This window comes from Citrobacter sp. CK188 (assembly GCF_030333525.1).
Classification (GTDB): domain Bacteria; phylum Pseudomonadota; class Gammaproteobacteria; order Enterobacterales; family Enterobacteriaceae; genus Citrobacter_B; species Citrobacter_B koseri.
On sequence record NZ_JAOWFU010000035.1, the window covers coordinates 252,230 to 277,379 of the forward strand.

General features: G+C 55.2%; 22 protein-coding genes and 1 riboswitch. Of the genes, 13 read left to right on the top strand and 9 right to left on the bottom strand.

From position 1 onward, the window contains the following. Positions 1–86: 86 nt before the first annotated feature. From thiQ to sgrR, 4 genes are all read right to left on the bottom strand, one after another. The gene (gene thiQ / locus OGV67_RS16960) at positions 87–785 is read right to left on the bottom strand and encodes a thiamine ABC transporter ATP-binding protein ThiQ (RefSeq protein WP_115615137.1); all 699 of its coding nucleotides are present in this window, start codon (positions 783–785) and stop codon (positions 87–89) included. Beyond that, positions 769–2,379 (bottom strand): thiamine/thiamine pyrophosphate ABC transporter permease ThiP, encoded by a 1,611-nt coding sequence (gene thiP / locus OGV67_RS16965; protein WP_115615136.1) that lies wholly within the window; start codon positions 2,377–2,379, stop codon positions 769–771. The genes thiQ and thiP overlap by 17 nt, the downstream gene beginning before the upstream one ends. Beyond that, positions 2,355–3,338, bottom strand: coding sequence for a thiamine ABC transporter substrate binding subunit (gene thiB / locus OGV67_RS16970; protein WP_047458953.1), 984 nt, complete (start codon positions 3,336–3,338; stop codon positions 2,355–2,357). Before thiB ends, thiP begins: the two co-directional genes overlap by 25 nt. A 31-nt stretch (positions 3,339–3,369) precedes the next feature. Beyond that, positions 3,370–3,491: riboswitch (TPP riboswitch) on the bottom strand. A gap of 33 nt (positions 3,492–3,524) precedes the next feature. Continuing rightward, the gene (sgrR, locus tag OGV67_RS16975; protein WP_071257553.1) at positions 3,525–5,180 is read right to left on the bottom strand and encodes an HTH-type transcriptional regulator SgrR; all 1,656 of its coding nucleotides are present in this window, start codon (positions 5,178–5,180) and stop codon (positions 3,525–3,527) included. A 93-nt stretch (positions 5,181–5,273) separates the two neighbouring features. Between sgrR and sgrT the strand changes: the two genes are divergently transcribed. Further along, positions 5,274–5,396 carry a glucose uptake inhibitor SgrT gene (sgrT, locus tag OGV67_RS16980; RefSeq protein WP_024130713.1) on the top strand — a complete coding sequence of 41 codons (123 nt, stop codon included), beginning with the start codon at positions 5,274–5,276 and terminating at the stop codon, positions 5,394–5,396. A gap of 122 nt (positions 5,397–5,518) precedes the next feature. Further along, positions 5,519–6,697 (top strand): sugar efflux transporter, encoded by a 1,179-nt coding sequence (locus OGV67_RS16985; RefSeq protein WP_115615135.1) that lies wholly within the window; start codon positions 5,519–5,521, stop codon positions 6,695–6,697. An 89-nt stretch (positions 6,698–6,786) separates the two neighbouring features. On the opposite strand, the gene leuD is transcribed toward OGV67_RS16985, so the two are convergent. The 5 genes from leuD to leuL form a co-directional block, all read right to left on the bottom strand. Continuing rightward, positions 6,787–7,392 carry a 3-isopropylmalate dehydratase small subunit gene (leuD, locus tag OGV67_RS16990; RefSeq protein ID WP_049008518.1) on the bottom strand — a complete coding sequence of 202 codons (606 nt, stop codon included), beginning with the start codon at positions 7,390–7,392 and terminating at the stop codon, positions 6,787–6,789. Positions 7,393–7,402: 10 nt separating this feature from the next. After that, positions 7,403–8,803 (bottom strand): 3-isopropylmalate dehydratase large subunit, encoded by a 1,401-nt coding sequence (leuC, locus tag OGV67_RS16995; protein WP_012134093.1) that lies wholly within the window; start codon positions 8,801–8,803, stop codon positions 7,403–7,405. Between the two features lie 2 nt (positions 8,804–8,805). Further along, a complete protein-coding gene (gene leuB / locus OGV67_RS17000) occupies positions 8,806–9,897 on the bottom strand; it encodes a 3-isopropylmalate dehydrogenase (protein WP_012134092.1) in 1,092 nt (363 codons plus the stop codon). Next, positions 9,897–11,468 (bottom strand): 2-isopropylmalate synthase, encoded by a 1,572-nt coding sequence (leuA, locus tag OGV67_RS17005; RefSeq protein ID WP_012134091.1) that lies wholly within the window; start codon positions 11,466–11,468, stop codon positions 9,897–9,899. Before leuA ends, leuB begins: the two co-directional genes overlap by 1 nt. 90 nt (positions 11,469–11,558) lie before the next feature. Next, on the bottom strand, positions 11,559–11,645 hold the full coding sequence (gene leuL, locus OGV67_RS17010) for a leu operon leader peptide (protein WP_047458945.1): 87 nt from the start codon (positions 11,643–11,645) through the stop codon (positions 11,559–11,561). A gap of 659 nt (positions 11,646–12,304) precedes the next feature. On the opposite strand from leuL, the gene leuO reads away from it, so the two are divergent. From leuO to mraY, 11 genes are all read left to right on the top strand, one after another. Next, complete coding sequence (leuO, locus tag OGV67_RS17015) at positions 12,305–13,249, top strand: transcriptional regulator LeuO (RefSeq protein WP_012134089.1); 945 nt, start codon at positions 12,305–12,307, stop codon at positions 13,247–13,249. A 318-nt stretch (positions 13,250–13,567) separates the two neighbouring features. Next, a complete protein-coding gene (ilvI, locus tag OGV67_RS17020; RefSeq protein ID WP_112001188.1) occupies positions 13,568–15,292 on the top strand; it encodes an acetolactate synthase 3 large subunit in 1,725 nt (574 codons plus the stop codon). A gap of 2 nt (positions 15,293–15,294) precedes the next feature. Beyond that, positions 15,295–15,786: an acetolactate synthase small subunit gene (gene ilvN / locus OGV67_RS17025; protein WP_003829566.1), complete on the top strand. Its 492-nt coding sequence runs from the start codon at positions 15,295–15,297 to the stop codon at positions 15,784–15,786. A gap of 264 nt (positions 15,787–16,050) precedes the next feature. Next, on the top strand, positions 16,051–17,055 hold the full coding sequence (gene cra / locus OGV67_RS17030) for a catabolite repressor/activator (protein ID WP_024130712.1): 1,005 nt from the start codon (positions 16,051–16,053) through the stop codon (positions 17,053–17,055). 643 nt (positions 17,056–17,698) lie between these two features. Continuing rightward, complete coding sequence (gene mraZ / locus OGV67_RS17035) at positions 17,699–18,157, top strand: division/cell wall cluster transcriptional repressor MraZ (protein WP_012134081.1); 459 nt, start codon at positions 17,699–17,701, stop codon at positions 18,155–18,157. A 2-nt stretch (positions 18,158–18,159) separates the two neighbouring features. Further along, positions 18,160–19,101, top strand: a complete 942-nt coding sequence (gene rsmH, locus OGV67_RS17040) for a 16S rRNA (cytosine(1402)-N(4))-methyltransferase RsmH (RefSeq protein ID WP_147294144.1) — start codon at positions 18,160–18,162, stop codon at positions 19,099–19,101. Next, positions 19,098–19,463 (top strand): cell division protein FtsL, encoded by a 366-nt coding sequence (gene ftsL / locus OGV67_RS17045; RefSeq protein WP_012134079.1) that lies wholly within the window; start codon positions 19,098–19,100, stop codon positions 19,461–19,463. Before rsmH ends, ftsL begins: the two co-directional genes overlap by 4 nt. 15 nt (positions 19,464–19,478) lie before the next feature. Then, on the top strand, positions 19,479–21,245 hold the full coding sequence (gene ftsI, locus OGV67_RS17050; RefSeq protein ID WP_012134078.1) for a peptidoglycan glycosyltransferase FtsI: 1,767 nt from the start codon (positions 19,479–19,481) through the stop codon (positions 21,243–21,245). Beyond that, positions 21,232–22,719, top strand: coding sequence for a UDP-N-acetylmuramoyl-L-alanyl-D-glutamate--2,6-diaminopimelate ligase (murE, locus tag OGV67_RS17055; RefSeq protein WP_115615133.1), 1,488 nt, complete (start codon positions 21,232–21,234; stop codon positions 22,717–22,719). Before ftsI ends, murE begins: the two co-directional genes overlap by 14 nt. Next, positions 22,716–24,074 (top strand): UDP-N-acetylmuramoyl-tripeptide--D-alanyl-D-alanine ligase, encoded by a 1,359-nt coding sequence (gene murF, locus OGV67_RS17060; protein ID WP_115615132.1) that lies wholly within the window; start codon positions 22,716–22,718, stop codon positions 24,072–24,074. Before murE ends, murF begins: the two co-directional genes overlap by 4 nt. Beyond that, the gene (gene mraY, locus OGV67_RS17065) at positions 24,068–25,150 is read left to right on the top strand and encodes a phospho-N-acetylmuramoyl-pentapeptide-transferase (RefSeq protein ID WP_012134075.1); all 1,083 of its coding nucleotides are present in this window, start codon (positions 24,068–24,070) and stop codon (positions 25,148–25,150) included. Before murF ends, mraY begins: the two co-directional genes overlap by 7 nt.

The following is a 25,150-nucleotide window of genomic DNA, read 5'->3' on the forward strand; positions in this document are numbered from 1 at the left end:
TTTTGCCGGATGGCGCTGACGCTTATCCGGCTTACAACGGATGCCTGTCCGTAGGCCCGGTAAGCGTAACGCCGCCGGGCATCCCATTACGCTTTAATGCCCAGCAATGCCGAGGCGCTGGCCTGACCGCTTAATAACTCATCCGTTTTGCCCTGCCATGCGATACGCCCGTCGGCCACGACAATCGAGCGTGACGCAATGCGCGCGGCATCCTCCACGCTATGCGACACCATCAGCAGGGTTAATTGCTGGTCGCGGCAGACGTCGCCGACCAACGTCAGCATCTCCTGACGCAGGGCGGGATCGAGAGCGGAAAACGGCTCGTCGAGCAGCAATACCGGCTGTTCGCGCACCAGGCAGCGCGCAAGCGCCACGCGTTGACGTTGCCCGCCGGAAAGCTCGCCCGGCAGGCGCTCCAGCAGATTTTCGATCCCCATCTGGTGTGCAATATGATGCAGTTTCTCCCGCTGAGCCGCGTTCAGCTTTAGCCCAGGGTTTAACCCCAGCCCGATGTTCTGCTGCACGTTGAGGTGGCTGAACAGATTATTTTCCTGAAACAGCATGGAAACGGGACGGCGGGAGGGCGGTGTTGTGGTGTGATCCTGAGCTTCAATCATTATTGTGCCGCTGGCCGGTGTCAGAAACCCGGCGATTAAATTCAGCAACGTACTTTTCCCGGCGCCGCTTGGCCCGAGAACCGCCACCTGTTCACCGCGCTCCACCGACAGTGTAAAGCGCATGGGCAAATGGTGATAAAGCCAGGTGATATCAGTCAGTTTTAACATTTCGCCCCGGTAATTTTTCGATAACGGTAAACAGCATAAAGCAGAGCATCAGCAGTAATAATGCGGTAACCGCGCCGTCCTGGCTGCGATAGGAGCCAATTTGCTGATACAGATAAAACGGCAGCGTGCGGAAATCGTCGTTGCCAAACAGCGCCACCACGCCAAAATCACCGATGGAGAGCACGCAGGCAAAGGCCAGCGCCTGCGCCAGAGGGCGTTTCAGGGCGCGCAGTTCCACCACCTTCAGCCGCGACCATCCCTCAATGCCCAATGACTGACATAGCATACTGTAGCGTGCGGTCACGTCTCGCATGGGGTTTTCCAGCACTTTTAGCGCATAGGGAATCGCCATTAGCGCGTTGGTGAAAATCACAATACCGTCAGCCGACTCCGGTAGCCCAACGCTGTTGTTGAGCAGTAAAAAGAAGCCGGTCGCCAGCACGATGCCGGGCATGGCAAGGATCAACATTCCGCTCAGCTCCAGCGCCTGACCTGCCAGTACCTGCTGGCGGGCGCGCAGTTCGCGGCTGCTCCATAAAAGCATCATCGTCAGGATGACGCACAGCACTCCCGCCGCCAGCGCAATGCGCAGAGAGGTCCACAGCGCCTGCCACAAAATGGGTTGCGCCAGCACGTCCAGCAGGCTGCGATTGACGCCATCAATAATAACCGCCAGCAGCGGCGGGAGAAGCAACAGCAGCGCCAGGGCGATCAGCAGGCTGTCCGTCAGGCGGCTGTGGAGCCGATCGTCAGGGTCGCGCCAGCCTTGCACCAGCGTGACGCCGGGGACAATGGCTTTACTCAGCCGCTGGCTCAGCAGCACCAGCGCCAGACAACATATCATCTGGATCAGCGCCAGCATGGCCGCACGGGCAGGATCGTAGTCGTAGCTCAGCGCCTGATAGATGGCCAGCTCGATAGTGGTAGCCTGCGGGCCGCCGCCAAGTGACAACACGGTGGCGAAACTGGCGAAACAGAGCATAAAAATCAGCGCCGCCACCGGCGGGATTTGACGACGCATCCACGGCCATTCAACAAAGCGGAAGAAGTGCCAGCCGCGCATACCTAGCTGCGCGGCGAGCTGTCGCTGTTCGCCGGGAATGTTTTCCAGCGCCTGAAGCAGCAGGCGGCTTGCCATCGGCAGGTTAAAAAAGACGTGCGCCAGTAAAATCCCCTGCAAGCCGTAGGGCGAGAAATGCCACTCCAGCCCCAGCGTATGCCACAGCGAGGCCAGCCAGCCCTGACGACCGTAGACGCTGAGGATACCGAAAACGGCGACCAGCACCGGTAAAATCAGCGTCATGGCGCACAGGCGCAATAACGCCAGACGTCCGGGAAAACGGCGACGATAGAGCGCTCTGGCGAGGAAAATCGCCGGGATGACGGAGAGCAGCGCCGACAGGAACGCCTGCCAGAACGAGAAACGCACGACGTGCCACAGGTAGCTGTCCTGCCACAGCGACGACCATTCACCCTGCGGCGCGTTAAGCCATAGCGCCAGAAATGCCGCCAGAGCTACTGCCACCATCAGCGCGGCGGCAGAAAGCCCGGGTATCAGCCAGCCGGGAATTAGCGGCTGACGGCGCGTTGCCATTCGCTAATCCATGCCTGACGCTGGGATGCCACTTCCGCAGGCGTAAATTCCAGCGTGGTGGATGGCTTCGTCAGTTGTTCAAATCCTGCGGGCAGGGCGACGTCAGCGACCGGATACATCCAGTTGCCGGTGGGAATGGCGTTCTGGAATGCCGGTGAAACCATAAACTTGAGGAATTTTTCTGCCAGTTCCGGCTGTTTGCTGGCGGCAGTGCGCGCAGCCACTTCCACTTGCAGGTAATGACCTTCGCTGAAGCTGGCGGCGGCGTAGTTATCTTTCTTCTCTTCGATGATGTGATACGCCGGAGAGGTGGTGTAGCTCAGTACCAGATCGCTTTCGCCTTTCAGGAACAGGCCGTAGGATTCGCTCCAGCCTTTGGTGACGGTGACCGTTTTGGCCGCCAGTTTTTGCCAGGCTTCCGGTGCGTTATCGCCGTAGACTTTCTGCATCCACAGCAGCAGACCCAGCCCTGGTGTACTGGTGCGCGGGTCCTGATAAATCACGCGCCATTTCCGATCGCTCTCTACCAGTTCTTTCAGGCTTTTCGGCGGATTTTTCAGTTTGTTTTTGTCATAGATGAAGGCGAAGTAGCCATAATCAAACGGCACGAATGTGTCGTTATGCCAGCCGCCTGGCACGTTAACCGCATCAGGCGCAATGCCGCTTTTCGCGAACAGGCGGGTTTGCGTGGCGGCTTCCAGCAGGTTGTTGTCCAGGCCAAGCACCACGTCGGCTTTGCTGTTTTTCCCTTCCATTCGCAGGCGGTTAAGCAGCGAAACGCCATCTTCCAGCGCCACCAGCTTCAGTTCGCAATCACAGTCAGCTTCAAAGGCTTTTTTGATTGTCGGGCCAGGCCCCCAGTCGGCAGCGAAGGAGTCATAGGTATAGACGGTCAGAACAGGTTTGGCGAAGGCAGGCGCTGCGCACAGGAGTAGCAAGGGAAGACATTTTTTTAACACTTTGCACCTCATAAAGTGGGTGGCAAAGGACTTGAGAAGCAGTCTCAAATCCCTTCGCCGGCGTTATCCGGATCAGGTTCGACGGGTATTTTCTCAGCCCATACACTTCACGAATGGTTTTGCGTATGTTTATCAGCACCCCGTTGAGGACGGCGTTAGTGTAGTGATTTTGTTGCTAAGCGGCAATCATGGGTCGGGTGGCGCAAACCATGCCGATTTAAAGTCAAACCAGCCGAGGGTGTTCATACGTAGCCCGCGCATACTGCGCTGCCCCTGGATGATCAGCCAGTGGTGGATCAGCGGGACGATCGCTTTACTGGCGAGCAATTGCTGGCACCACACTGCCAGGTTCATCTCGCCGTTTCGCCACTGCGCGGCATCGCCCTCCCAGTCCAGCGGGATGCAATGCTGCAACAGCGGGACTTCGCACAGGTGTGCAAACAGGGAAAAATCGAGCGGTAGCGTAAAGTTGGCGCTGTTGAGCCAGATGTCGCTTGTGACCTCCCCCGCATGCCATTGATCGTAGTCGATCTCATGGATATCCAGATGGACCTGATGTTTAGCCAGCAGCTGGCTCATGATCTGCGCGATCACCCGATGTTCGATGTGGTCGTGGTAGTAGGTCAGCGTGATCGTCTCCAGCCCGGCGGGTTTTTCGCCGTGTCCCGGGCGGGCATGGTGCCAGCGGGGCAGTAATCCGTAAGCCGGGAACCAGTGGCGCTGGTATTGCTCGTCGGCATAGAAGAGCAAATTGCTGGGGGAGAGCACGCGGCTTATCCACTCTCTGACTTCCTGATTCGCGCCGCGATTCGTCCGGGCGTCGAACAGCATATAATAGCAGCCCTCTTCCAGCCGGCTTTCGATGGCTTTTTCATCTTCGGTCGGCCCTTTTAACGTCAGACCGCCGTTCGGCTCGTCGCCAATGTCCGGCAATACCCAGACGTTCACTTCATCAATCAGCGCCCGATAGCCGAAGAAATCATCAAAGGCGTGGATTTTTAACTGGTTGCGCGTATTACGCATCACCGCGTAAGGGCCGGTGCCGATCGGATGGCTGGAGAAATTATTCAGCGTTTCCCACTCCCGCGGCAGGATCATCGCCGGAACCTGACCCAGCAGCCACGGCAGCCAGCGATCCGGCTGCGACAGGTGAATATCCAGCGTCCAGGCGGTGGGGGAGACTATCTCGGTAATGTGCGAGTAGAGCGGCAGGGCGTTGATGCGCGTCAGTGAGGCAATGACATCCTCCATCTCCAGCTCACGTCCGTGATGGAAGTGAATCCCCGGACGAAGAAAAAAACGCCACTGCAAAGGGGAAATCTGTTGCCAGTGGTGGGCAATATCGGCTTCCAGTTCCCCATTTTCCTCATTTACGCGCGTCAGTGCGCTGAAAATTTGCCGGGCGATATGGGTTTCTGAACGACGCAATGCGGTGCCAGGCAGCAGGTTGTGCATTGGACGATAGTAGAGCACGCGCAGAATATGCCGCCCCTGGCGAAAGCTGCGCCCCAGGTGGGACACCAGCATTTGCCGCACGGCGGTTTTGTCGCCCACCAGCTGTACCAGCTGGTCGATGCGATCTTGCTCCAGCAGGTCTTCCGCCCGCTGCTGCTGTAGCGCCAGCCCGGTATAGAGGAAGGTCAGACGGGAGCGTTTCCCGCGTCCAACCTCCGCTTCCCACGTCAACCAGCCACGTTCCTGCATGGTATTCAGCAGCGTACGCATATGGCGGCGGGAGCAGCTCAGCAGGTCCGCCAGCTCGTTGAGCGTGGTGTCTTGCGTTTTGCCGTCGCAGCATTGCCACAGACGGATGAACTGTTGTTGCAGACGACCTGAAGACATAAAAGGGGAACTCCTGCGCAAAACTCAGCAATTTTACTATCCCCATATTAGGTCAATAATGGATTCCGATGAAGCAATATGGAGAGGTCTTCGATGCGTCAGTTTTATTTGAAGTACTTTACCGCGACAGAAGGGTTGTCCTGGTTGGCTTGTCCGAGCGCGCCGCAGCGCTTAAAGATGCTTGAAGAACTGATGCAGTGGGAGGTGACTGCCTGACCTCGGATTTCCGAATTGCAGACATCATGTGTGACTGAGTATTGGTGTTTATCGCCGCGCCAGCAGATAATTCCTGCTGGCTTTTTTCGTTTCGGCTGCGTTTAGCCATAAAAAGGGAAAGTATGCTCTGGTTAATGACGATGGGACGGCGCCTCAACGGTGTTTATGCCGCTTTTATGCTGGTTGCCTTTATGATGGGCGTGGCGGGAGCGTTGCAGGCACCGACGCTGAGCCTGTTTTTGAGTCGTGAGGTTGGTGCGCAGCCGTTCTGGGTCGGCCTTTTTTACACGGTCAACGCGATTGCCGGGATTCTGGTCAGCCTTGCATTAGCAAAACGCTCGGACAGTAAAGGCGATCGCCGTAAGCTGATTATGTTCTGCTGCCTGATGGCGATTGGCAACGCGCTACTGTTCGCCTTCAATCGCCATTATCTCACCCTGATCACCTGCGGCGTGTTATTCGCGTCGCTGGCCAATACCGCTATGCCGCAGCTATTTGCGTTGGCGCGGGAATATGCCGATAACTCCGCGCGTGAAGTGGTGATGTTCAGCTCGGTAATGCGTGCGCAGCTTTCACTGGCATGGGTGATTGGCCCGCCGCTGGCTTTTATGCTGGCGCTGAACTATGGCTTCACGGCGATGTTTTCCATTGCCGCCGGCATATTCGCCATCAGCCTGGCGTTGATTGCTTTTATTCTGCCCTCGGTGGCGCGCGTTGAGCAGCCTGCCGATGTTCCGGTCACGGAAGCGGGCGGCTGGCAGGATAAAAACGTCCGTATGCTGTTTATCGCCTCCACGCTGATGTGGACCTGCAACACCATGTACATCATTGATATGCCGCTATGGATAAGCCTTGAGCTGGGTTTATCGGATAAACTGGCCGGAATATTGATGGGGACTGCGGCAGGTCTGGAGATCCCGGCGATGATTCTGGCTGGCTACTCGGTGAAGCGCTTCGGTAAGCGGCGGATGATGGTTATCGCCGTGGCTGCGGGGGTACTGTTTTATCTCGGCCTGATTTTCTTTCACAGCCAGACGGCGTTGCTTATCCTGCAACTGTTTAACGCGGTGTTTATCGGCATTGTGGCGGGGATTGGCATGTTGTGGTTTCAGGATTTAATGCCTGGCCGCGCTGGTTCAGCCACCACGCTGTTTACCAACAGTATCTCCACGGGAGTGATTCTGGCCGGGGTGATTCAGGGCGCGGTCGCGCAAAGCTACGGGCATTTCGCTGTTTACTGGGTGATAGCGGCGATTTCGCTGGTGGCGCTGGTGATGACCGGGCGGGTGAAGGATGTGTAAAAAATGCCGGATGACGACTTCGCCTTATCCGGCCTACACAGAGTGGCAGGCCGGATAAACGAAGTGCTATCCGGCAGGTATGCTGAGAATCAGCGCATAAACGACGGTTGTTTCTCTTCGTATGCCGCAATTGCGCTTTCGTGTTGCAACGTCAGGCCGATGCTGTCCAGACCGTTCAGCATGCAGTGGCGGCGGAAGTCGTCGATTTTAAAGCTGTAGGACTTATCGCCCGCTTTTACTACCTGCGCTTCCAGATCCACTTCAAATTTAATCCCCGGATTGGCTTTCACCAGGGCGAACAGTTCATCGACCTCTTCATCGCTCAGTTTCACCGGCAGCAGCTGGTTGTTAAAGCTGTTGCCATAGAAGATATCCGCGAAGCTCGGCGCGATGACCACTTTAAAGCCGTAATCAGTCAGCGCCCACGGCGCGTGCTCGCGCGATGAACCGCAGCCGAAGTTTTCCCGCGCCAGCAGAATCGACGCGCCTTTATATTCCGGGAAGTTCAGCACGAACTCCGGGTTCGGCTGCTGACCCTTTTCATCCAGAAAACGCCAGTCATTGAACAGATGCGCGCCAAAACCGGTGCGGGTGACTTTCTGTAAAAACTGTTTCGGTATAATCGCGTCGGTATCGACGTTAGCAGCATCCAGCGGGACGACCAGGCCGGTGTGTTGGGTAAATTTCTCTGCCATGGTGTGCTCCTTATTTGATGCTGCGAATATCGGCGAAATGACCGGTGACGGCGGCAGCGGCAGCCATCGCCGGGCTAACCAGATGCGTGCGTCCGCCGCGCCCCTGACGACCTTCAAAGTTACGGTTGCTGGTGGAGGCGCAGCGCTCGCCCGGATTCAGACGGTCGTTGTTCATCGCCAGGCACATGGAACAGCCTGGTAAGCGCCATTCAAAACCGGCTTCGATAAAGATCTTATCCAGACCTTCCGCCTCTGCCTGCGCTTTTACCGGGCCGGAGCCGGGAACCACCAGAGCCTGAACGCCCGGTGCAACTTTACGCCCTTTGGCGATTTCCGCTGCCGCGCGTAAATCTTCAATACGTGAGTTGGTGCAGGAACCGATAAACACTTTGTCGATCGCCACGTCGGTTAACGGAATGCCCGGTTTCAGCCCCATATAGGCCAGCGCTTTTTCGGCGCTTGCGCGCTCGACAGGATCGGCAAACGAGGCCGGATCGGGGATATTGTCGTTGACGGAGATAACCTGACCCGGGTTGGTTCCCCAGGTAACCTGCGGCGCAATGTCTTCCGCTTGCAGGGTCACGACGGTATCGAACGTTGCGCCGTCGTCGGTTTTCAGGGTTTTCCAGTATGCGACGGCATCGTCAAAATCGCTGCCTTTCGGGGCGTGCAGACGCCCTTTTACGTAGTTGAAGGTGGTGTCATCCGGCGCGACCAGACCGGCTTTGGCGCCCATCTCGATCGCCATGTTGCACAGGGTCATTCGACCTTCCATGCTCAGATTGCGAATTGCTTCGCCGCAGAACTCGACCACATGGCCCGTACCGCCCGCGCTGCCGGTTTTACCGATAATCGCCAGCACGATATCTTTCGCCGTAATGCCCGGCGCAGCCGTGCCTTTCACCTCAATCTTCATGGTTTTTGCGCGGCCCTGTTTCAGGGTCTGCGTCGCCAGAACGTGTTCAACTTCGGAGGTGCCGATGCCAAACGCCAGCGCGCCGAATGCGCCGTGCGTGGCGGTATGGGAATCGCCGCAAACAATGGTCATCCCCGGTAAGGTCACGCCCTGTTCCGGCCCCATTACGTGGACGATCCCCTGATACGGGTGATTCAGGTCATACAGCTCCACGCCGAACGCTTTGCAGTTTTTGATCAACTCCTGCATCTGAATCCGCGCCATCTCGCCAGAGGCGTTGATGTCTTTGGTTTGCGTAGAGACGTTATGATCCATCGTCGCGAAGGTTTTACCCGGCTGGCGAACCGGACGACCGTGGGCGCGCAGACCGTCAAACGCCTGCGGGGAGGTTACTTCATGCACCAGATGCCTGTCGATGTACAGCAGCGGGGTTTCGTTCTGCGCCTCATAGACCACATGCGCATCGAACAATTTTTCATACAACGTTTTAGCCATGATTACACCCCTTCGGCGACATAACGGGCAATGATGTCGCCCATCTCATCGGTACTGACAGCGGCAGCGCCACGGGCTAAATCACCGGTGCGAATACCTTCTTCTAATGCGCGGTTAATGGCGCTTTCAATGGCCGTTGCCGCATCGTCGGCATCCAGGCTGTAACGCAGCAGTAACGCCAGCGACAGGATCTGCGCGATCGGGTTGGCGATGTTTTTCCCGGCGATATCCGGCGCAGAACCGCCCGCCGGTTCATACAGGCCGAAACCCTGTTCGTTCAGGCTGGCGGAAGGCAACATCCCCATTGAGCCGGTGATCATCGCGCATTCGTCAGACAGAATGTCGCCAAACAGGTTGGAGCACAGCAGCACGTCAAACTGAGAGGGATCTTTAATCAACTGCATCGTGGCATTGTCGATGTACATGTGCGCCAGTTCGACATCCGGGTACGCTTTGGCGACCTCATTGACGATCTCGCGCCACAGAATAGACGTTTGCAGGACGTTGGCTTTGTCGATCGACGTAACCTTACGGCGACGTTTACGCGCCGATTCGAAGGCGATGCGCGCAATACGTTCGATTTCAAAACGGTGATACACCTCGGTATCGAAGGCTTTTTCATGTTGCCCGCTGCCTTCGCGGCCTTTCGGCTGACCAAAATAGATCCCGCCGGTTAATTCACGCACGCACAGGATGTCGAAACCGTTGGCCGCGATGTCGGCGCGCAGCGGGCAGAAGGCTTCCAGCCCCTGGTACAGCTTTGCCGGACGCAGGTTGCTGAACAATTTGAAGTGTTTACGCAGCGGCAGCAATGCGCCGCGTTCCGGTTGGCTGTCCGGCGGCAGATTTTCCCATTTCGGGCCGCCGACGGAGCCAAACAGAATGGCATCCGCCTGTTCACAGCCTTCAACGGTCGCCTTCGGCAGCGGTTGACCATGGTTGTCGATAGCGGCGCCGCCGACATCGTAATGGCTGGTGGTAATGCGCATGGCAAAACGACTGCGAACGGCTTCCAGGACTTTCAGGGCTTGCGCCATCACTTCCGGGCCAATACCGTCACCCGGCAAAACAGCAATATGGTAATTCTTCGACATCACACGGTTTCCTTATTGTTCTCTTTATTCTGAGCTTTGCGTTGCAATTCTTTTTCGACTTCGGCGGCGCGCCAGATGTTGTTCAGGACATGCACCATCGCTTTCGCGGAGGATTCGACGATATCGGTCGCCAGACCGACCCCGTGGAAGCGACGGCCGTTATAGTTGGCGACGATATCCACCTGGCCCAGCGCATCTTTGCCGTGGCCTTTCGCCGACAGGCTGTATTTCACCAGTTCGATGTTGTAATCGGTGATGCGGTTGATGGCCTGGTAAATGGCATCGACCGGGCCGTTGCCGTTCGCGGCTTCCGCTTTGATGTCGTCGCCGCAGGCCAGTTTGACGGAGGCCGTGGCGATATCGTTAGAGCCGGACTGCACGCTGAAATAGTCCAGACGGAAATGCTCTGGCTCTTCCTGTTGTTTATTGATGAAGGCCAGCGCCTCCAGGTCGTAATCGAATACCTGACCTTTTTTATCCGCCAGCTTCAGGAAAGCGTCGTACAGGTTGTCCAGATTGTATTCACTCTCTTTATAGCCCATCTCATCCATACGGTGTTTTACGGCCGCACGCCCGGAGCGAGAGGTCAGGTTCAACTGGATCTGGTTCAGGCCGATAGACTCTGGCGTCATGATTTCGTAGTTTTCACGGTTTTTCAGCACGCCGTCCTGGTGAATGCCGGAGGAGTGGGCGAATGCGCCGCTGCCGACAATCGCTTTGTTCGCCGGGATCGGCATGTTGCAGATCTGACTGACCAACTGGCTGGTGCGCCAGATCTCCTGGTGATTGATGCGGGTATGCACATTCAGAATGTCCTGGCGTACCTTGATCGCCATGATGACTTCTTCCAGCGAGCAGTTACCGGCACGTTCGCCGATACCGTTCATGGCACCTTCAACCTGACGCGCGCCCGCGTGGACGGCCGCCAGCGCGTTGCCGACGCCCAGACCTAAATCATCATGGGTATGTACGGAGATGATGGCCTTGTCGATATTCGGTACGCGCTCATACAGCCCGGAAATAATACCGCCGAACTCGAAGGGCATGGTGTAGCCCACGGTATCGGGAATGTTGATTGTTTTCGCGCCCGCATTGATCGCCGCTTCCACGACGCGAGCGAGATCGTCAATCGGGGTACGACCTGCGTCTTCGCATGAGAACTCCACGTCATCAGTGTAATTACGCGCACGCTTAACCATATAGATAGCACGCTCAATCACTTCATCCAGCGTGCTGCGCAGCTTGGTGGCGATATGCATCGGCGAGGTGGCGATAAAGGTATGGATGCGAAAAGCGTCCGCGACCTTCAGTGATTCTGCCGCGACGTCGATGTCTTTTTCCACGCAGCGGGCTAACGCGCAAACGCGGCTGTTTTTGACCTGGCGGGCGATAGTCTGTACCGACTCAAAATCGCCAGGTGAAGAGACGGGAAAACCCACTTCCATCACATCGACGCCCATACGTTCAAGGGCCAGGGCAATTTGCAGCTTTTCTTTCACACTCAGGCTAGCCTGTAACGCCTGTTCACCGTCGCGTAAAGTGGTATCGAAAATAATGACTTGCTGGCTCATGGTTTAGGTCCTTGTCTCTTTAGGGCGCCTTGCTTCGAGCATAAAAAAACCCGCGCAACGGCGCGGGTTTTTAATCTTACTGATGCTGACTTAATGCTGAATGTCGCTCACCAGTCTACCGCGCAACGAAGATGCGTTTAGTAGTAGTAGACCGTTAAAGCGAGCGATACGAATCATTAAATCAACTCCAGATGAATGCGATATGCTTTTAGTGGTACTGGATACGCTGCGCGATGTCAACCCTGTTGCAGATAAACCCTCCCATGCAGAGGGGATCTTGCGTTCTGTACTTTAGCTAATTGTGCTGAACTTTCAGGCGAATGCAAAATAAATCGACAGAAGGTGCGTACATACTTTTCACTGTTTGACATATTTGAGCATGTTTATTTGCAACTACAGCAAGCTGAAAGGGGAGTAAAGGTATTGCAAAGGTCGTACTTATCTTTTTGATTTTATTTATTTTTATATCTTTCGTGAATAAATTAATGAAACCGTTGCACACGTTATTGATAAATTATTGTTAAGAGTAAAAGCACAACTAATATAAACAATTAATTAAAACTTAATTTATTATTCACCAAAAGCATGATTGTGTATTCGCCACGCTTATGTTTATATTGCTTTTGTAATTTAAACATTATGAATCATCGTGCTGTGGCCTCTGCCGTATTGTACTGGCATGGGCTTTCGCCTTTTCCTGAACGATGCCTTTATGTTTTCCTAATTTTTATGTTTTCTCTTTTTCTTATTTTATATGCATGATAAATCATATTTCCTGAGATTATTTCTGCATTTCGTCAAGAAAAAGGGAGTTTAGTGTGACAGTGGAGTTAACTATGCCAGAGATAGAAATAGATAAACCGCATCCGATAGAAATGGTTAAGCCTCAGCTTCGTATGGTTGATCTGAATTTACTGACCGTCTTTGATGCCGTGATGCAAGAGCAGAATATCACGCGGGCGGCCCACTCCCTGGGGATGTCGCAGCCTGCCGTCAGTAATGCGGTGGCGCGTCTGAAAGTCATGTTTAATGACGAGCTGTTTGTCCGGTACGGACGCGGTATCCAGCCAACGGCGCGCGCTTATCAGCTATTTGGTTCTGTTCGCCAGGCGTTACAGTTGGTGCAAAATGAGTTGCCCGGTTCAGGTTTTGAACCCGCCAGCAGCGAGCGTGTATTCCATCTTTGCGTGTGCAGCCCGCTGGATAATATTCTGACGTCGCTTATTTATAATCGCGTTGAAAAGATTGCGCCGAATATTCATGTCGTTTTTAAATCATCGTTAAATCAAAATACGGAACATCAGCTGCGTTATCAGGAAACGGAATTTGTTATTGGGTATGAAGAGTTTCGCCGTCCTGAGTTTACCAGCGTATCGTTATTTAAAGATGAAATGGTGCTGGTCGCCAGCAGAAAACATCCGCGTATCAGCGGTCCGTTGCTGGAGAGCGATGTTTATAATGAACAACATGCGGTCGTTTCACTCGATCGTTATGCCTCGTTTAGCCAGCCGTGGTATGACACGCCAGACAGACAAAGCTGCATCGCTTATCAGGGAATGGCATTGATCAGCGTGCTTAATGTTGTCTCTCAAACGCAACTGGTGGCAGTTGCGCCGCGTTGGTTAGCCGATGAATTTGCCGAGTCATTAGCGTTACAGATATTACCGTTGCCTTTAAAACTGAATAGCCGGACCTGTTATCTTTCCTGGCATGATGCCGCGGGTCGGGATAAGGGTCATCAATGGATGGAAGAGTTATTGGTTTCTGTCTGTCAAAAGTGAATACGGGCAGAATAAATCAGAGTGAAATATCTGGTTTATTCTGCTTTTTCGTCTGCGTGTGAAATTTTATACTGAATTGTGCATCCAGGCGCTTTACGCATATCGCAAAAAATGGCGATATTGCTGTAAGTCCCCATTTTTAAGCGATTATTTATCATCACATCTGCTTATCCTGGTGTAATTCGCCGTTTCTTCTGCGCTTTCATCTCATTTATTCTTATTTATCTTCGAACGACGACATCAGCCTGAATTGCCTGCGTCATGGTGAGCAGTTAATGTGTTAGCAAAAGGTAAATCATCATAATAGTGGAGCAAGCCATGGAGATGTTGTCTGGAGCCGAGATGGTCGTCCGATCGCTCATCGATCAGGGCGTGAAGCAGGTATTCGGTTATCCCGGGGGCGCGGTCCTCGATATTTATGATGCGCTGCACACGGTCGGTGGTATCGATCATGTGCTTGTCCGTCATGAACAAGCGGCTGTGCATATGGCGGATGGTCTGGCGCGGGCAACAGGTGAAGTCGGGGTCGTTCTGGTCACTTCCGGGCCAGGCGCCACGAATGCGATCACCGGTATTGCCACGGCCTATATGGACTCCATTCCTCTGGTCATCCTTTCCGGGCAAGTGGCGACGTCGTTGATTGGCTATGACGCCTTTCAGGAATGCGACATGGTGGGGATCTCACGTCCGGTGGTGAAACACAGCTTCCTCGTTAAACAGACGGAAGACATCCCGCAGGTGCTGAAAAAAGCGTTCTGGCTGGCGGCAAGCGGGCGTCCTGGACCCGTGGTCGTGGACCTCCCGAAAGATATTCTGAATCCGGCGAAAAAGTTGCCCTACGTCTGGCCGGAGTCGGTCAGTATGCGCTCTTATAACCCGACCACGACAGGACATAAAGGGCAGATTAAGCGCGCGCTGCAAACGCTGGCGGCGGCAAAAAAACCGGTGGTCTACGTCGGCGGCGGTGCAGTGAATGCGGGTTGTCATGAACAACTGCGGCAAACCATTGAAGCGCTCAACCTGCCGGTCGTCTCGTCGCTGATGGGGCTGGGCGCATTCCCGGCTACGCATCGTCAGTCGTTAGGGATGCTGGGGATGCACGGCACCTATGAAGCCAACATGACCATGCATCATTCCGATGTGATTTTTGCCGTCGGGGTGCGTTTTGACGATCGCACGACCAATAATCTGGCGAAATACTGCCCGAATGCGACCGTGCTGCATATCGATATCGATCCGACGTCTATCTCTAAAACCGTAACGGCGGATATTCCTATTGTGGGCGATGCGCGCCTGGTTCTGGAGCAAATGCTGGAATTACTGCCGCAGGAAGTCGCGCAGCAGCCGCTGGATGATATTCGCGACTGGTGGCAACACATTGAACGCTGGCGCGCCCGTCAGTGCCTGAAATATGACACCCAAAGCGAGAGCATTAAACCGCAGGCGGTGATCGAGGCTATCTGGCGTCTGACGAAAGGCGATGCGTATGTCACTTCTGATGTCGGCCAGCACCAGATGTTCGCCGCGCTCTACTACCCCTTTGATAAGCCGCGTCGCTGGATTAACTCCGGCGGTCTCGGCACGATGGGCTTTGGCCTGCCAGCGGCTCTGGGCGTGAAGATGGCGCTGCCGGATGAAATGGTAGTGTGCGTCACGGGAGATGGCAGCATTCAGATGAACATCCAAGAGCTGTCGACGGCGCTGCAATATGAACTGCCGGTGCTGGTGCTCAACCTTAACAACCGCTATCTCGGCATGGTCAAACAGTGGCAGGACATGATCTACTCCGGGCGTCATTCGCAATCTTACATGCAGTCGCTGCCCGATTTTGTACGCCTTGCCGAGGCTTATGGGCATATCGGTATCCAGATTAATCATCCAGATGAACTGGAGAGCAAGCTGGGCGAAGCGCTGGAACATGTGCGTAACCATCGTCTGGTGTTTGTCGATGTCACCGTCGATGGCAGTGAGCATGTCTACCCGATGCAGATTCGTGGGGGCGGGATGGATGAAATGTGGTTAAGCAAAACGGAGAGGACCTGATTATGCGCCGGATATTATCAGTATTGCTGGAAAACGAGTCGGGTGCATTGTCGCGTGTGATTGGCCTCTTCGCCCAGCGTGGATACAACATTGAAAGCCTTACCGTCGCGCCGACCGACGATCCGACGTTATCGCGTATGACCATCCAGACAGTTGGCGATGAGAAAGTTCTGGAGCAAATTGAAAAGCAACTGCACAAGCTGGTGGATGTTCTGCGCGTAAGCGAACTTGGGCAGGGCGCGCACGTTGAGCGAGAAATCATGCTGGTGAAGATTCAGGCCAGCGGGTACGGAAGGGAAGAGGTGAAGCGCAACACGGAGATTTTCCGTGGGCAGATTATTGATGTCACGCCTTCTATTTATACCGTCCAGCTGGCAGGCACCAGCGATAAGCTGGACGCGTTTCTGGCGACGCTGCGTGAAGTGGCGAAAATTGTTGAAGTTGCCCGTTCCGGCGTCGTCGGGCTTTCGCGCGGCGACAAGATCATGCGTTAGTCATTGTGTTGTATTTCAATTGTAGGCCTGATAAGCGAAGCGCCATCAGGCCATTATACCCTGCCGGATGGCGCTAATGCTTATCCGGCCTACAGGTGACGTCTCAACCTCCGCCGACGCTACCCGTTGGCTTTTTTTGCGAAATCAGTGGTAACCCGGAATAAAAGCGGTTGCCGCAGTCACTATTCTGCGCTTAGATGTTAAGAAATTTAACCCATGCCGTCACAATGGTTATGGTTTGTACATTTTACGCAAGGGGCAATTGTGAAACTGGATGAAATCGCTCGGCTGGCCGGTGTATCGCGAACGACTGCAAGCTACGTTATTAACGGAAAAGCAAAGCAATACCGTGTGAGCGACAAGACCGTCGAGAAAGTCATGGCGGTGGTGCGTGAGCATAATTACCACCCGAATGCTGTGGCCGCCGGGCTGCGTGCTGGACGCACACGTTCTATCGGACTGGTCATTCCCGATCTGGAGAACACGAGTTATACCCGTATCGCAAACTACCTGGAGCGCCAGGCGCGCCAGCGCGGTTATCAACTGCTGATTGCCTGCTCAGAAGATCAGCCGGATAACGAAATGCGGTGCATCGAACATCTTCTACAACGCCAGGTGGATGCGATCATTGTATCGACCTCGTTACCGCCGGAGCATCCGTTCTACCAGCGCTGGGCCAATGGTTCATTCCCCATCGTGGCGCTGGATCGCGCGCTGGATCGCGAACATTTCACCAGCGTTGTCGGGGCGGATCAGGATGATGCGGAAATGCTGGCGGCAGAGTTACGTAAATTCCCGGCGGAAACGGTGCTTTACCTGGGCGCGTTGCCGGAGCTGTCCGTCAGTTTCCTGCGCGAGCAGGGGTTCCGTACCGCATGGAAAGACGATCCGCGCGAAGTACACTATCTGTACGCCAACAGCTACGAGCGGGAAGCGGCGGCGCAGCTGTTCGAAAAATGGCTGGAAACTCACCCGATGCCGCAGGCGCTGTTTACCACATCGTTTGCGCTCTTGCAGGGCGTGATGGATGTAACGTTACGTCGTGACGGGAAGCTGCCTTCCAACCTGGCGATCGCCACCTTTGGCGATAATGAGCTGCTCGACTTCTTGCAGTGTCCGGTTCTGGCGGTCGCACAGCGTCATCGTGATGTTGCTGAACGCGTCCTGGAGATCGTCCTGGCCAGCCTGGATGAGCCGCGTAAACCGAAGCCAGGTTTAACGCGAATCAAACGTAATTTGTACCGTCGCGGTATTCTTAGCCGCAGTTAGTCCATTTCTGTCGGCCGGATAAGGCGGTTATGCCGCCATCTGGCAAATCGCCCGGCGGCGTTGTCGCTGACCGGGCAAATATTCACCTGCCAACAATACTCACACCATAATTAAGATTATTCCTTAGAATTATCCGACTTATCTTTCAAATATGCTGATTTTAAACCTGTCGATACCGACTTCAGGTTTATTGAGACGTCGTATTGAACCCGTTTTGTATTATTTTGTTACATGCGGGCGACGAATTGCCGAATTAACAAACACTTTTTTTCGATGTGGCCTCTACGTCGCGGCTGGCTTGTCGGTGCGGGGCGTAGAGAGCGATAAACAGGTACTGTTATCTCGCTGCATATTGTCCTAAAATGCCGCTCGCGTCGCAAACTGACACTTTATATTTTTATCAGATGATATTGAGTCGTTTTAAACGGTGATGAGTTTTTGGATCTTTTTTCTTACAAATATTCATGACGTTAATTTGCTTCGCTCGTTGGACGGAATTTAATCAACGCTGATATTAGCCGTATACATTGGGTTTTTTACTCCGGTAAGCGTCCTGACTTGCTTGACAAGCTTTTCCTCCGCTCCGTAAACTCCTTTAAGTGGGAATTTGTGGGGCAAAGTGGTAATAAGGGGTGAGGCTGGCATGTTCCGGGGAGCAACGTTAGTCAATCTCGACAGTAAGGGGCGCTTATCTGTGCCCACCCGTTACCGGGATCAACTGATCGAGAACGCTACCGGTCAAATGGTTTGTACCATTGACATCCATCACCCGTGCCTGCTGCTTTACCCCCTGCCTGAATGGGAAATTATCGAGCAAAAATTATCGCGTCTGTCGAGCATGAACCCGGTTGAGCGCCGCGTGCAGCGTTTACTGTTGGGGCATGCCAGCGAATGTCAGATGGATAGCGCAGGTCGCTTATTGATCGCGCCGATTCTGCGGCAACATGCCGGGCTGACGAAAGAAGTGATGCTGGTTGGACAGTTCAATAAGTTTGAACTGTGGGATGAAACGACCTGGTATCAACAGGTCAAGGAAGATATCGACGCTGAGCAGTCAGTAACCGAAACCTTGTCGGAACGACTGCAGGACTTGTCTCTATAATGATGATGGAAAATTTTAAACACACTACGGTGCTGCTGGACGAGGCCGTAAACGGTCTGAACATTCGCCCTGACGGCATCTACATTGATGGGACATTTGGTCGCGGCGGCCACTCACGTCTGATCCTCTCCCGGCTTGGCGAAGAGGGACGTTTGCTGGCGATCGATCGCGATCCGCAGGCTATTGCCGAAGCCCAGGCCATCAATGATCCTCGCTTCTCCATCATTCATGGACCTTTCTCTGCGCTTGCTGATTATGTAAGTGAGCGCGAACTTATCGGCAAGATCGACGGGATTCTCCTTGATCTTGGCGTCTCTTCACCGCAACTCGATGATGCCGAACGTGGTTTTTCTTTTATGCGCGATGGCCCGCTGGATATGCGTATGGACCCAACGCGCGGTCAGTCTGCCGCAGAATGGCTGCAAACCGCAGAAGAAGTCGATATTGCCTGGGTGCTGAAAACCTTTGGCGAAGAGCGTTTTGCGAAACGTATTGCCCGCGCCATTGTGGAGCGCAACCGCGAACAGCCCATGACCCGCACCAAAGAACTGGCGGAAGTGGTCGCAGCGGCGACGCCGGTGAAGGACAAATTCAAACATCCCGCGACCCGTACCTTCCAGGCGGTGCGCATTTGGGTGAACAGTGAACTGGAGGAGATAGAGCAGGCGCTAAAAAGCTCGCTCAGCGTGCTGGCCCCGGGTGGGCGGCTTTCCATTATCAGTTTCCACTCGCTGGAAGACCGTATTGTGAAGCGCTTTATGCGTGAGCAAAGCCGCGGTCCACAGGTTCCAGCAGGGTTGCCGATGACGGAAGAGCAGCTCAAAAAACTGGGCGGTCGTGAGCTAAGAGCATTAGGCAAGTTGATGCCGGGCGAAGAAGAAGTGGCGGAAAATCCACGCGCCCGTAGTTCAGTTCTGCGTATTGCAGAGAGGACGAACGCATGATCAGCAGAGTGACAGAAGCCCTGAGCAAAGTGAAGGGATCGACGGGAATCACCAATCGCCATGCTTTGCCTGGCGTGATCGGTGACGATCTTTTGCGATTTGGGAAGCTGCCACTCTGCCTGTTCATTTGCATTATTTTAACGGCGGTCACCGTCGTGACAACGGCGCACCATACGCGCCTGTTAACCGCGCAGCGCGAGCAACTGGTGCTGGAGCGTGATGCGCTGGATATCGAATGGCGCAACCTGATTCTTGAAGAAAACGCGCTCGGCGATCATAGCCGGGTAGAACGGATCGCAACGGAAAAATTGCAGATGCAGCATGTCGATCCCTCACAAGAAAATATCGTAGTGCAAAAATAAGGATAAACGCGACGCATGAAAGCAGCGGCAAAGACGCTCAAACCAAAACGCCAGGAAGAACAAGCCAACTTTGTCAGTTGGCGTTTTGCGTTGCTGTGCGGCTGCATTCTGCTGGCGCTGGGGTTCCTGCTGGGGCGCGTGGCCTGGCTGCAAATTATTGCGCCTGACATGTTAGTGCGTCAGGGCGACATGCGCTCTTTGCGTGTACAGGAAGTCTCCACCTCTCGCGGCATGATCACCGACCGCTCTGGTCGCCCACTGGCGGTGAGCGTGCCGGTAAAAGCCATCTGGGCGGACCCGAAAGAGCTGCATGATGCAGGCGGGATCACGCTGGACAACCGCTGGAAGGCGCTGGCGGACGCGCTGAAAATGCCGCTCGACCAACTGGCGGCTCGCGTCAATGCGAACCCGAAAGGCCGCTTTATCTATCTGGCGCGTCAGGTTAACCCGGATCTCGGCGACTACATCAAAAAACTGAAGCTGCCAGGCATTCATCTGCGCGAAGAGTCCCGCCGTTACTATCCTTCCGGGGAAGTGACCGCTCACCTCATTGGCTTCACTAACGTCGATAGCCAGGGGATTGAAGGAGTTGAGAAGAGCTTCGATAAGTGGCTGACCGGCCAGCCAGGCGAACGTATTGTACGTAAAGACCGTTATGGCCGGGTTATTGAAGATATCTCTTCTACCGACAGCCAGGCCGCGCACAATCTGGCGCTGAGCATTGATGAGCGCCTGCAAGCGTTGGTCTATCGCGAACTGAACAACGCCGTGGCCTTCAACAAAGCGGAGTCAGGCAGCGCCGTGCTGGTGGATGTCAATACTGGCGAAGTGCTGGCAATGGCGAACAGCCCGTCCTACAACCCGAATAACCTGACCGGTACGCCGAAAGACGCTATGCGTAACCGCACCATCACGGACGTGTTTGAACCCGGTTCAACCGTCAAACCGATGGTGGTGATGACCGCGTTACAGCGCGGGGTCGTGCGTGAAAACACCGTGCTGAACACGGTGCCATATCGAATTAATGGTCACGAAATCAAAGACGTGGCGCGTTACAGCGAATTGACCCTGACCGGGGTTTTACAGAAGTCGAGTAACGTCGGCGTTTCTAAGCTGGCGTTAGCGATGCCGTCCTCAGCGTTAGTAGATACTTACTCACGTTTTGGGCTAGGAAAGGCGACCAATTTGGGGTTGGTCGGAGAACGCAGTGGCTTATATCCTCAAAAACAACGGTGGTCTGACATAGAGAGGGCCACCTTCTCTTTCGGCTATGGGCTAATGGTAACCCCGTTACAGTTAGCGCGAGTCTACGCAACGATTGGCAGCTACGGCGTTTATCGTCCGCTGTCGATTACCAAAGTTGATCCTCCTGTACCGGGCGAGCGCGTCTTCCCGGAAGCGACCGTTCGTACCGTCGTCCACATGATGGAAAGCGTGGCGCTGCCGGGCGGCGGCGGCGTGAAGGCGGCGATCAAAGGTTATCGCATCGCCATTAAAACCGGTACGGCGAAAAAAGTGGGGCCGGATGGCCGCTACATCAACAAATACATTGCTTATACCGCAGGCGTTGCGCCTGCGAGTCAGCCGCGCTTCGCGCTGGTGGTTGTTATCAACGATCCGCAGGCGGGTAAATACTACGGCGGCGCCGTTTCCGCGCCGGTATTCGGTGCCATTATGGGCGGCGTACTGCGCACCATGAACATCGAACCGGATGCGCTGGCAACGGGCGAAAAAAGTGAATTTGTAATTAACCAAGGCGAGGGAACAGGTGGCAGATCGTAATTTGCGCGACCTTCTCGCTCCGTGGGTGCCTGGCGCACCGGAGCGAGCACTGCGGGAGATGACACTCGACAGCCGTGTGGCTGCATCGGGCGATCTCTTTGTGGCAGTGGTGGGTCATCAGGCGGACGGGCGTCGATATATCCCGCAGGCGATAGCGCAAGGTGTGGCTGCCATTATTGCAGAGGCCAAAGATGAGGCGACCGACGGGGAAATCCGTGAAATGCACGGTGTGCCGGTTATCTATCTGAGCCAGCTCAACGAGCGTTTATCTGCACTGGCGGGCCGCTTCTACCACGAGCCATCTGAACATATGCGTCTGGTCGGCGTGACCGGAACGAACGGAAAAACCACCACCACGCAACTGCTGGCGCAGTGGAGCCAACTGCTTGGCGAAACCAGCGCGGTAATGGGAACGGTGGGTAATGGTCTGTTGGGCAAAGTGATCCCGACGGAGAACACAACCGGTTCCGCCGTTGACGTACAGCATGTGCTGGCCGGTCTGGTTGAGCAGGGCGCAACATTCGGCGCAATGGAAGTCTCTTCCCACGGTCTGGTGCAGCACCGGGTCGCCGCGCTGAAATTTGCCGCCTCTGTTTTCACGAATTTAAGCCGCGATCACCTTGATTATCACGGTGACATGGAACATTACGAAGCGGCGAAATGGATGCTCTATTCAACGCACCATTACGGCGAGGCTATCATCAATGCCGATGATGAAGTCGGACGCCGATGGCTGGTGAGGTTGCCGGATGCCGTTGCGGTCTCGATGGAGGATCATATCAACCCGAACTGCCACGGACGTTGGCTGAAAGCGGTTGAGGTGAAGTACCACGATAGCGGCGCGACGATCCGTTTCGACTCCAGTTGGGGCGAAGGCGAGATTGAAAGCCGTCTGATGGGCGCGTTTAACGTCAGCAACCTGCTGCTGGCGCTGGCAACGTTGCTGGCGCTTGGCTACCCCCTGGCGGATCTGCTGAAAACCGCCCCCCGACTGCAACCGGTTTGCGGGCGGATGGAGGTGTTCAGCGCGCCGGGCAAAACCACGGTGGTGGTCGATTACGCCCACACGCCGGATGCGCTGGAAAAAGCGTTGCAGGCTGCACGGTTGCACTGTACTGGTCAACTGTGGTGCGTCTTTGGCTGTGGCGGCGATCGCGATAAAGGTAAACGTCCGCTGATGGGGGCGATTGCCGAAGAGTTCGCGGACGTGGTGGTAGTGACGGACGATAACCCACGTACCGAAGAGCCGCGCGCGATCATTAATGACATTCTGACGGGTATGCTGGATGCCGGGCACGCGAAAGTGATGGAGGGCCGCGCAGAGGCGGTGACCTGCGCCATTATGCAGGCGAAAGAAAACGACGTGGTTCTGGTCGCGGGTAAAGGGCATGAGGATTACCAGATTGTCGGTACTCAGCGCCTTGATTACTCCGACCGCGTGACGGCTGCGCGTCTGCTGGGGGTGATCGCATGATTAGCGTAACGCTCAGCCAACTGGCCGGTATTCTGCACGGCGAATTACAGGGCGCCGACCTGACGATTGACGCGGTCACGACTGATACGCGTAAGGTGACGCCGGGCTGCCTGTTTGTGGCGCTGAAAGGCGATCGTTTCGACGCCCACGATTTTGCGGATAACGCGAAAGAGGGCGGCGCCGGTGCGCTGCTGGTGAGTCGCCCGCTGGATTGCGATCTGCCGCAGCTGATCGTCAAAGATACGCGGCTGGCCTTCGGCGAACTGGCCGCATGGGTTCGGGCGCAGGTTCCCGCTCGCGTCGTGGCGTTAACCGGCTCCTCCGGCAAAACGTCCGTTAAAGAGATGACCGCCGCCATTCTGAGTCAGTGTGGCAACACCTTATACACCGCGGGCAACCTGAATAACGATATCGGCGTACCGATGACGTTGCTGCGGTTAAACAACGATTATGACTATGCCGTCATTGAGTTAGGCGCCAATCACCAGGGCGAAATTGCCTGGACCGTCGGCCTGACGCGTCCTGAAGCGGCACTGGTTAATAATCTGGCGGCAGCGCACCTGGAAGGATTCGGTTCGCTGGCGGGCGTGGCGAAAGCGAAAGGCGAAATCTATACCGGCTTGCCGGTGAATGGGATCGCCATTATGAACGCCGATAACAACGACTGGCTGAACTGGCAGGGCATTATTGGCGATCGCAAAGTGTGGCGTTTTTCACCGAATGCCGCCAACAGCGATTTTACCGCGACCAATATCCATGTGACCTCGCACGGTACGGAATTCACGCTGCAAACGCCGACGGGCGACATTGACGTCCTGCTGCCGCTGCCTGGTCGCCACAATATTGCAAACGCGCTGGCGGCGGCTGCGCTGTCGATGGCGGTAGGGGCTACCCTTGACGCCATTAAAACCGGTCTGGCGAACCTGAAAGCCGTGCCGGGGCGCCTGTTCCCCATCCAGTTGAATGACAACCAGCTGTTACTTGATGACTCCTATAACGCCAACGTCGGTTCGATGACCGCCGCTGTGCAGGTGCTGTCTGAAATGCCAGGCTACCGGGTGCTGGTGGTCGGCGATATGGCGGAGCTGGGCGCGGAAAGCGAAGCATGCCATGTTCAGGTCGGTGACGCGGCAAAAGCGGCGGGTATCGACAGCGTGCTGAGTACAGGAAAACTGAGTCAGGCGATCGGCAATGCCAGCGGCGTTGGCGAACATTTTGCGGATAAATCGGCTCTGGTCGCGCGTCTTAACACGCTGATTGCGGAGCATCAGATTATTACCATTTTAGTGAAGGGTTCACGTAGTGCCGCCATGGAAGAGGTAGTACGCGCATTACAGGAGAATGGAACATGTTAGTTTGGCTGGCCGAACATTTGGTCAAATATTATTCCGGCTTTAACGTCTTTTCCTATCTGACGTTTCGCGCCATCGTCAGCCTGCTGACCGCGCTGTTCATCTCCTTGTGGATGGGCCCGCGTATGATTGCCCGCTTACAAAAATTGTCTTTTGGCCAGGTCGTGCGTAATGACGGCCCGGAATCGCACTTTAGCAAGCGCGGTACGCCAACAATGGGCGGGATTATGATTCTGACGGCGATTGTGGTCTCCGTCCTGCTGTGGGCTTACCCGTCTAACCCGTACGTCTGGTGCGTGCTGGTGGTGCTGGTGGGCTACGGCATTATTGGTTTTGTCGATGATTACCGCAAAGTGGTGCGTAAAGACACCAAAGGGCTGATCGCTCGCTGGAAATATTTCTGGATGTCGGTGATTGCGCTGGGCGTGGCGTTCGCGCTGTATCTGGCGGGGAAAGACACGCCGGCCACCGAACTGGTGGTGCCGTTCTTTAAAGACGTGATGCCGCAACTGGGTCTGTTCTACGTGCTGCTGGCGTACTTCGTGATCGTCGGAACGGGCAACGCGGTTAACCTGACCGATGGTCTGGACGGCCTGGCGATTATGCCGACCGTATTCGTCGCCGCCGGTTTTGCGCTGGTGGCGTGGGCAACCGGCAACATGAATTTCGCCAACTACTTGCATATTCCGTACTTACGCCATGCCGGTGAACTGGTGATTGTCTGTACGGCGATTGTCGGCGCGGGCTTAGGCTTCCTGTGGTTTAACACCTATCCGGCGCAGGTCTTTATGGGAGACGTCGGGTCGCTGGCGCTGGGCGGCGCGCTGGGCATCATCGCGGTGCTGCTGCGTCAGGAGTTTTTGCTGGTGATTATGGGCGGCGTGTTTGTCGTGGAAACCCTGTCAGTCATTTTGCAGGTCGGTTCCTTTAAATTGCGCGGGCAGCGCATCTTCCGCATGGCGCCGATTCATCATCACTATGAACTGAAAGGCTGGCCGGAACCGCGCGTTATCGTGCGCTTCTGGATTATTTCGCTGATGCTGGTCCTGATTGGCCTGGCAACGCTGAAGGTACGTTAA

Coding starts and splice junctions, on each gene's coding strand:
- leuD (WP_049008518.1), bottom strand. CDS start 7,392: ATGGCAGAGAAATTTACCCAACACACCGGCCTGGTCGTCCCGCTGGAT.
- mraZ (WP_012134081.1), top strand. CDS start 17,699: ATGTTCCGGGGAGCAACGTTAGTCAATCTCGACAGTAAGGGGCGCTTA.
- leuC (WP_012134093.1), bottom strand. CDS start 8,803: ATGGCTAAAACGTTGTATGAAAAATTGTTCGATGCGCATGTGGTCTAT.
- leuL (WP_047458945.1), bottom strand. CDS start 11,645: ATGATTCGTATCGCTCGCTTTAACGGTCTACTACTACTAAACGCATCT.
- ilvI (WP_112001188.1), top strand. CDS start 13,568: ATGGAGATGTTGTCTGGAGCCGAGATGGTCGTCCGATCGCTCATCGAT.
- sgrR (WP_071257553.1), bottom strand. CDS start 5,180: ATGTCTTCAGGTCGTCTGCAACAACAGTTCATCCGTCTGTGGCAATGC.
- sgrT (WP_024130713.1), top strand. CDS start 5,274: ATGCGTCAGTTTTATTTGAAGTACTTTACCGCGACAGAAGGGTTGTCC.
- mraY (WP_012134075.1), top strand. CDS start 24,068: ATGTTAGTTTGGCTGGCCGAACATTTGGTCAAATATTATTCCGGCTTT.
- ftsL (WP_012134079.1), top strand. CDS start 19,098: ATGATCAGCAGAGTGACAGAAGCCCTGAGCAAAGTGAAGGGATCGACG.
- ilvN (WP_003829566.1), top strand. CDS start 15,295: ATGCGCCGGATATTATCAGTATTGCTGGAAAACGAGTCGGGTGCATTG.
- rsmH (WP_147294144.1), top strand. CDS start 18,160: ATGATGGAAAATTTTAAACACACTACGGTGCTGCTGGACGAGGCCGTA.
- leuO (WP_012134089.1), top strand. CDS start 12,305: ATGCCAGAGATAGAAATAGATAAACCGCATCCGATAGAAATGGTTAAG.
- leuA (WP_012134091.1), bottom strand. CDS start 11,468: ATGAGCCAGCAAGTCATTATTTTCGATACCACTTTACGCGACGGTGAA.
- thiQ (WP_115615137.1), bottom strand. CDS start 785: ATGTTAAAACTGACTGATATCACCTGGCTTTATCACCATTTGCCCATG.
- leuB (WP_012134092.1), bottom strand. CDS start 9,897: ATGTCGAAGAATTACCATATTGCTGTTTTGCCGGGTGACGGTATTGGC.
- thiP (WP_115615136.1), bottom strand. CDS start 2,379: ATGGCAACGCGCCGTCAGCCGCTAATTCCCGGCTGGCTGATACCCGGG.
- OGV67_RS16985 (WP_115615135.1), top strand. CDS start 5,519: ATGCTCTGGTTAATGACGATGGGACGGCGCCTCAACGGTGTTTATGCC.
- ftsI (WP_012134078.1), top strand. CDS start 19,479: ATGAAAGCAGCGGCAAAGACGCTCAAACCAAAACGCCAGGAAGAACAA.
- murF (WP_115615132.1), top strand. CDS start 22,716: ATGATTAGCGTAACGCTCAGCCAACTGGCCGGTATTCTGCACGGCGAA.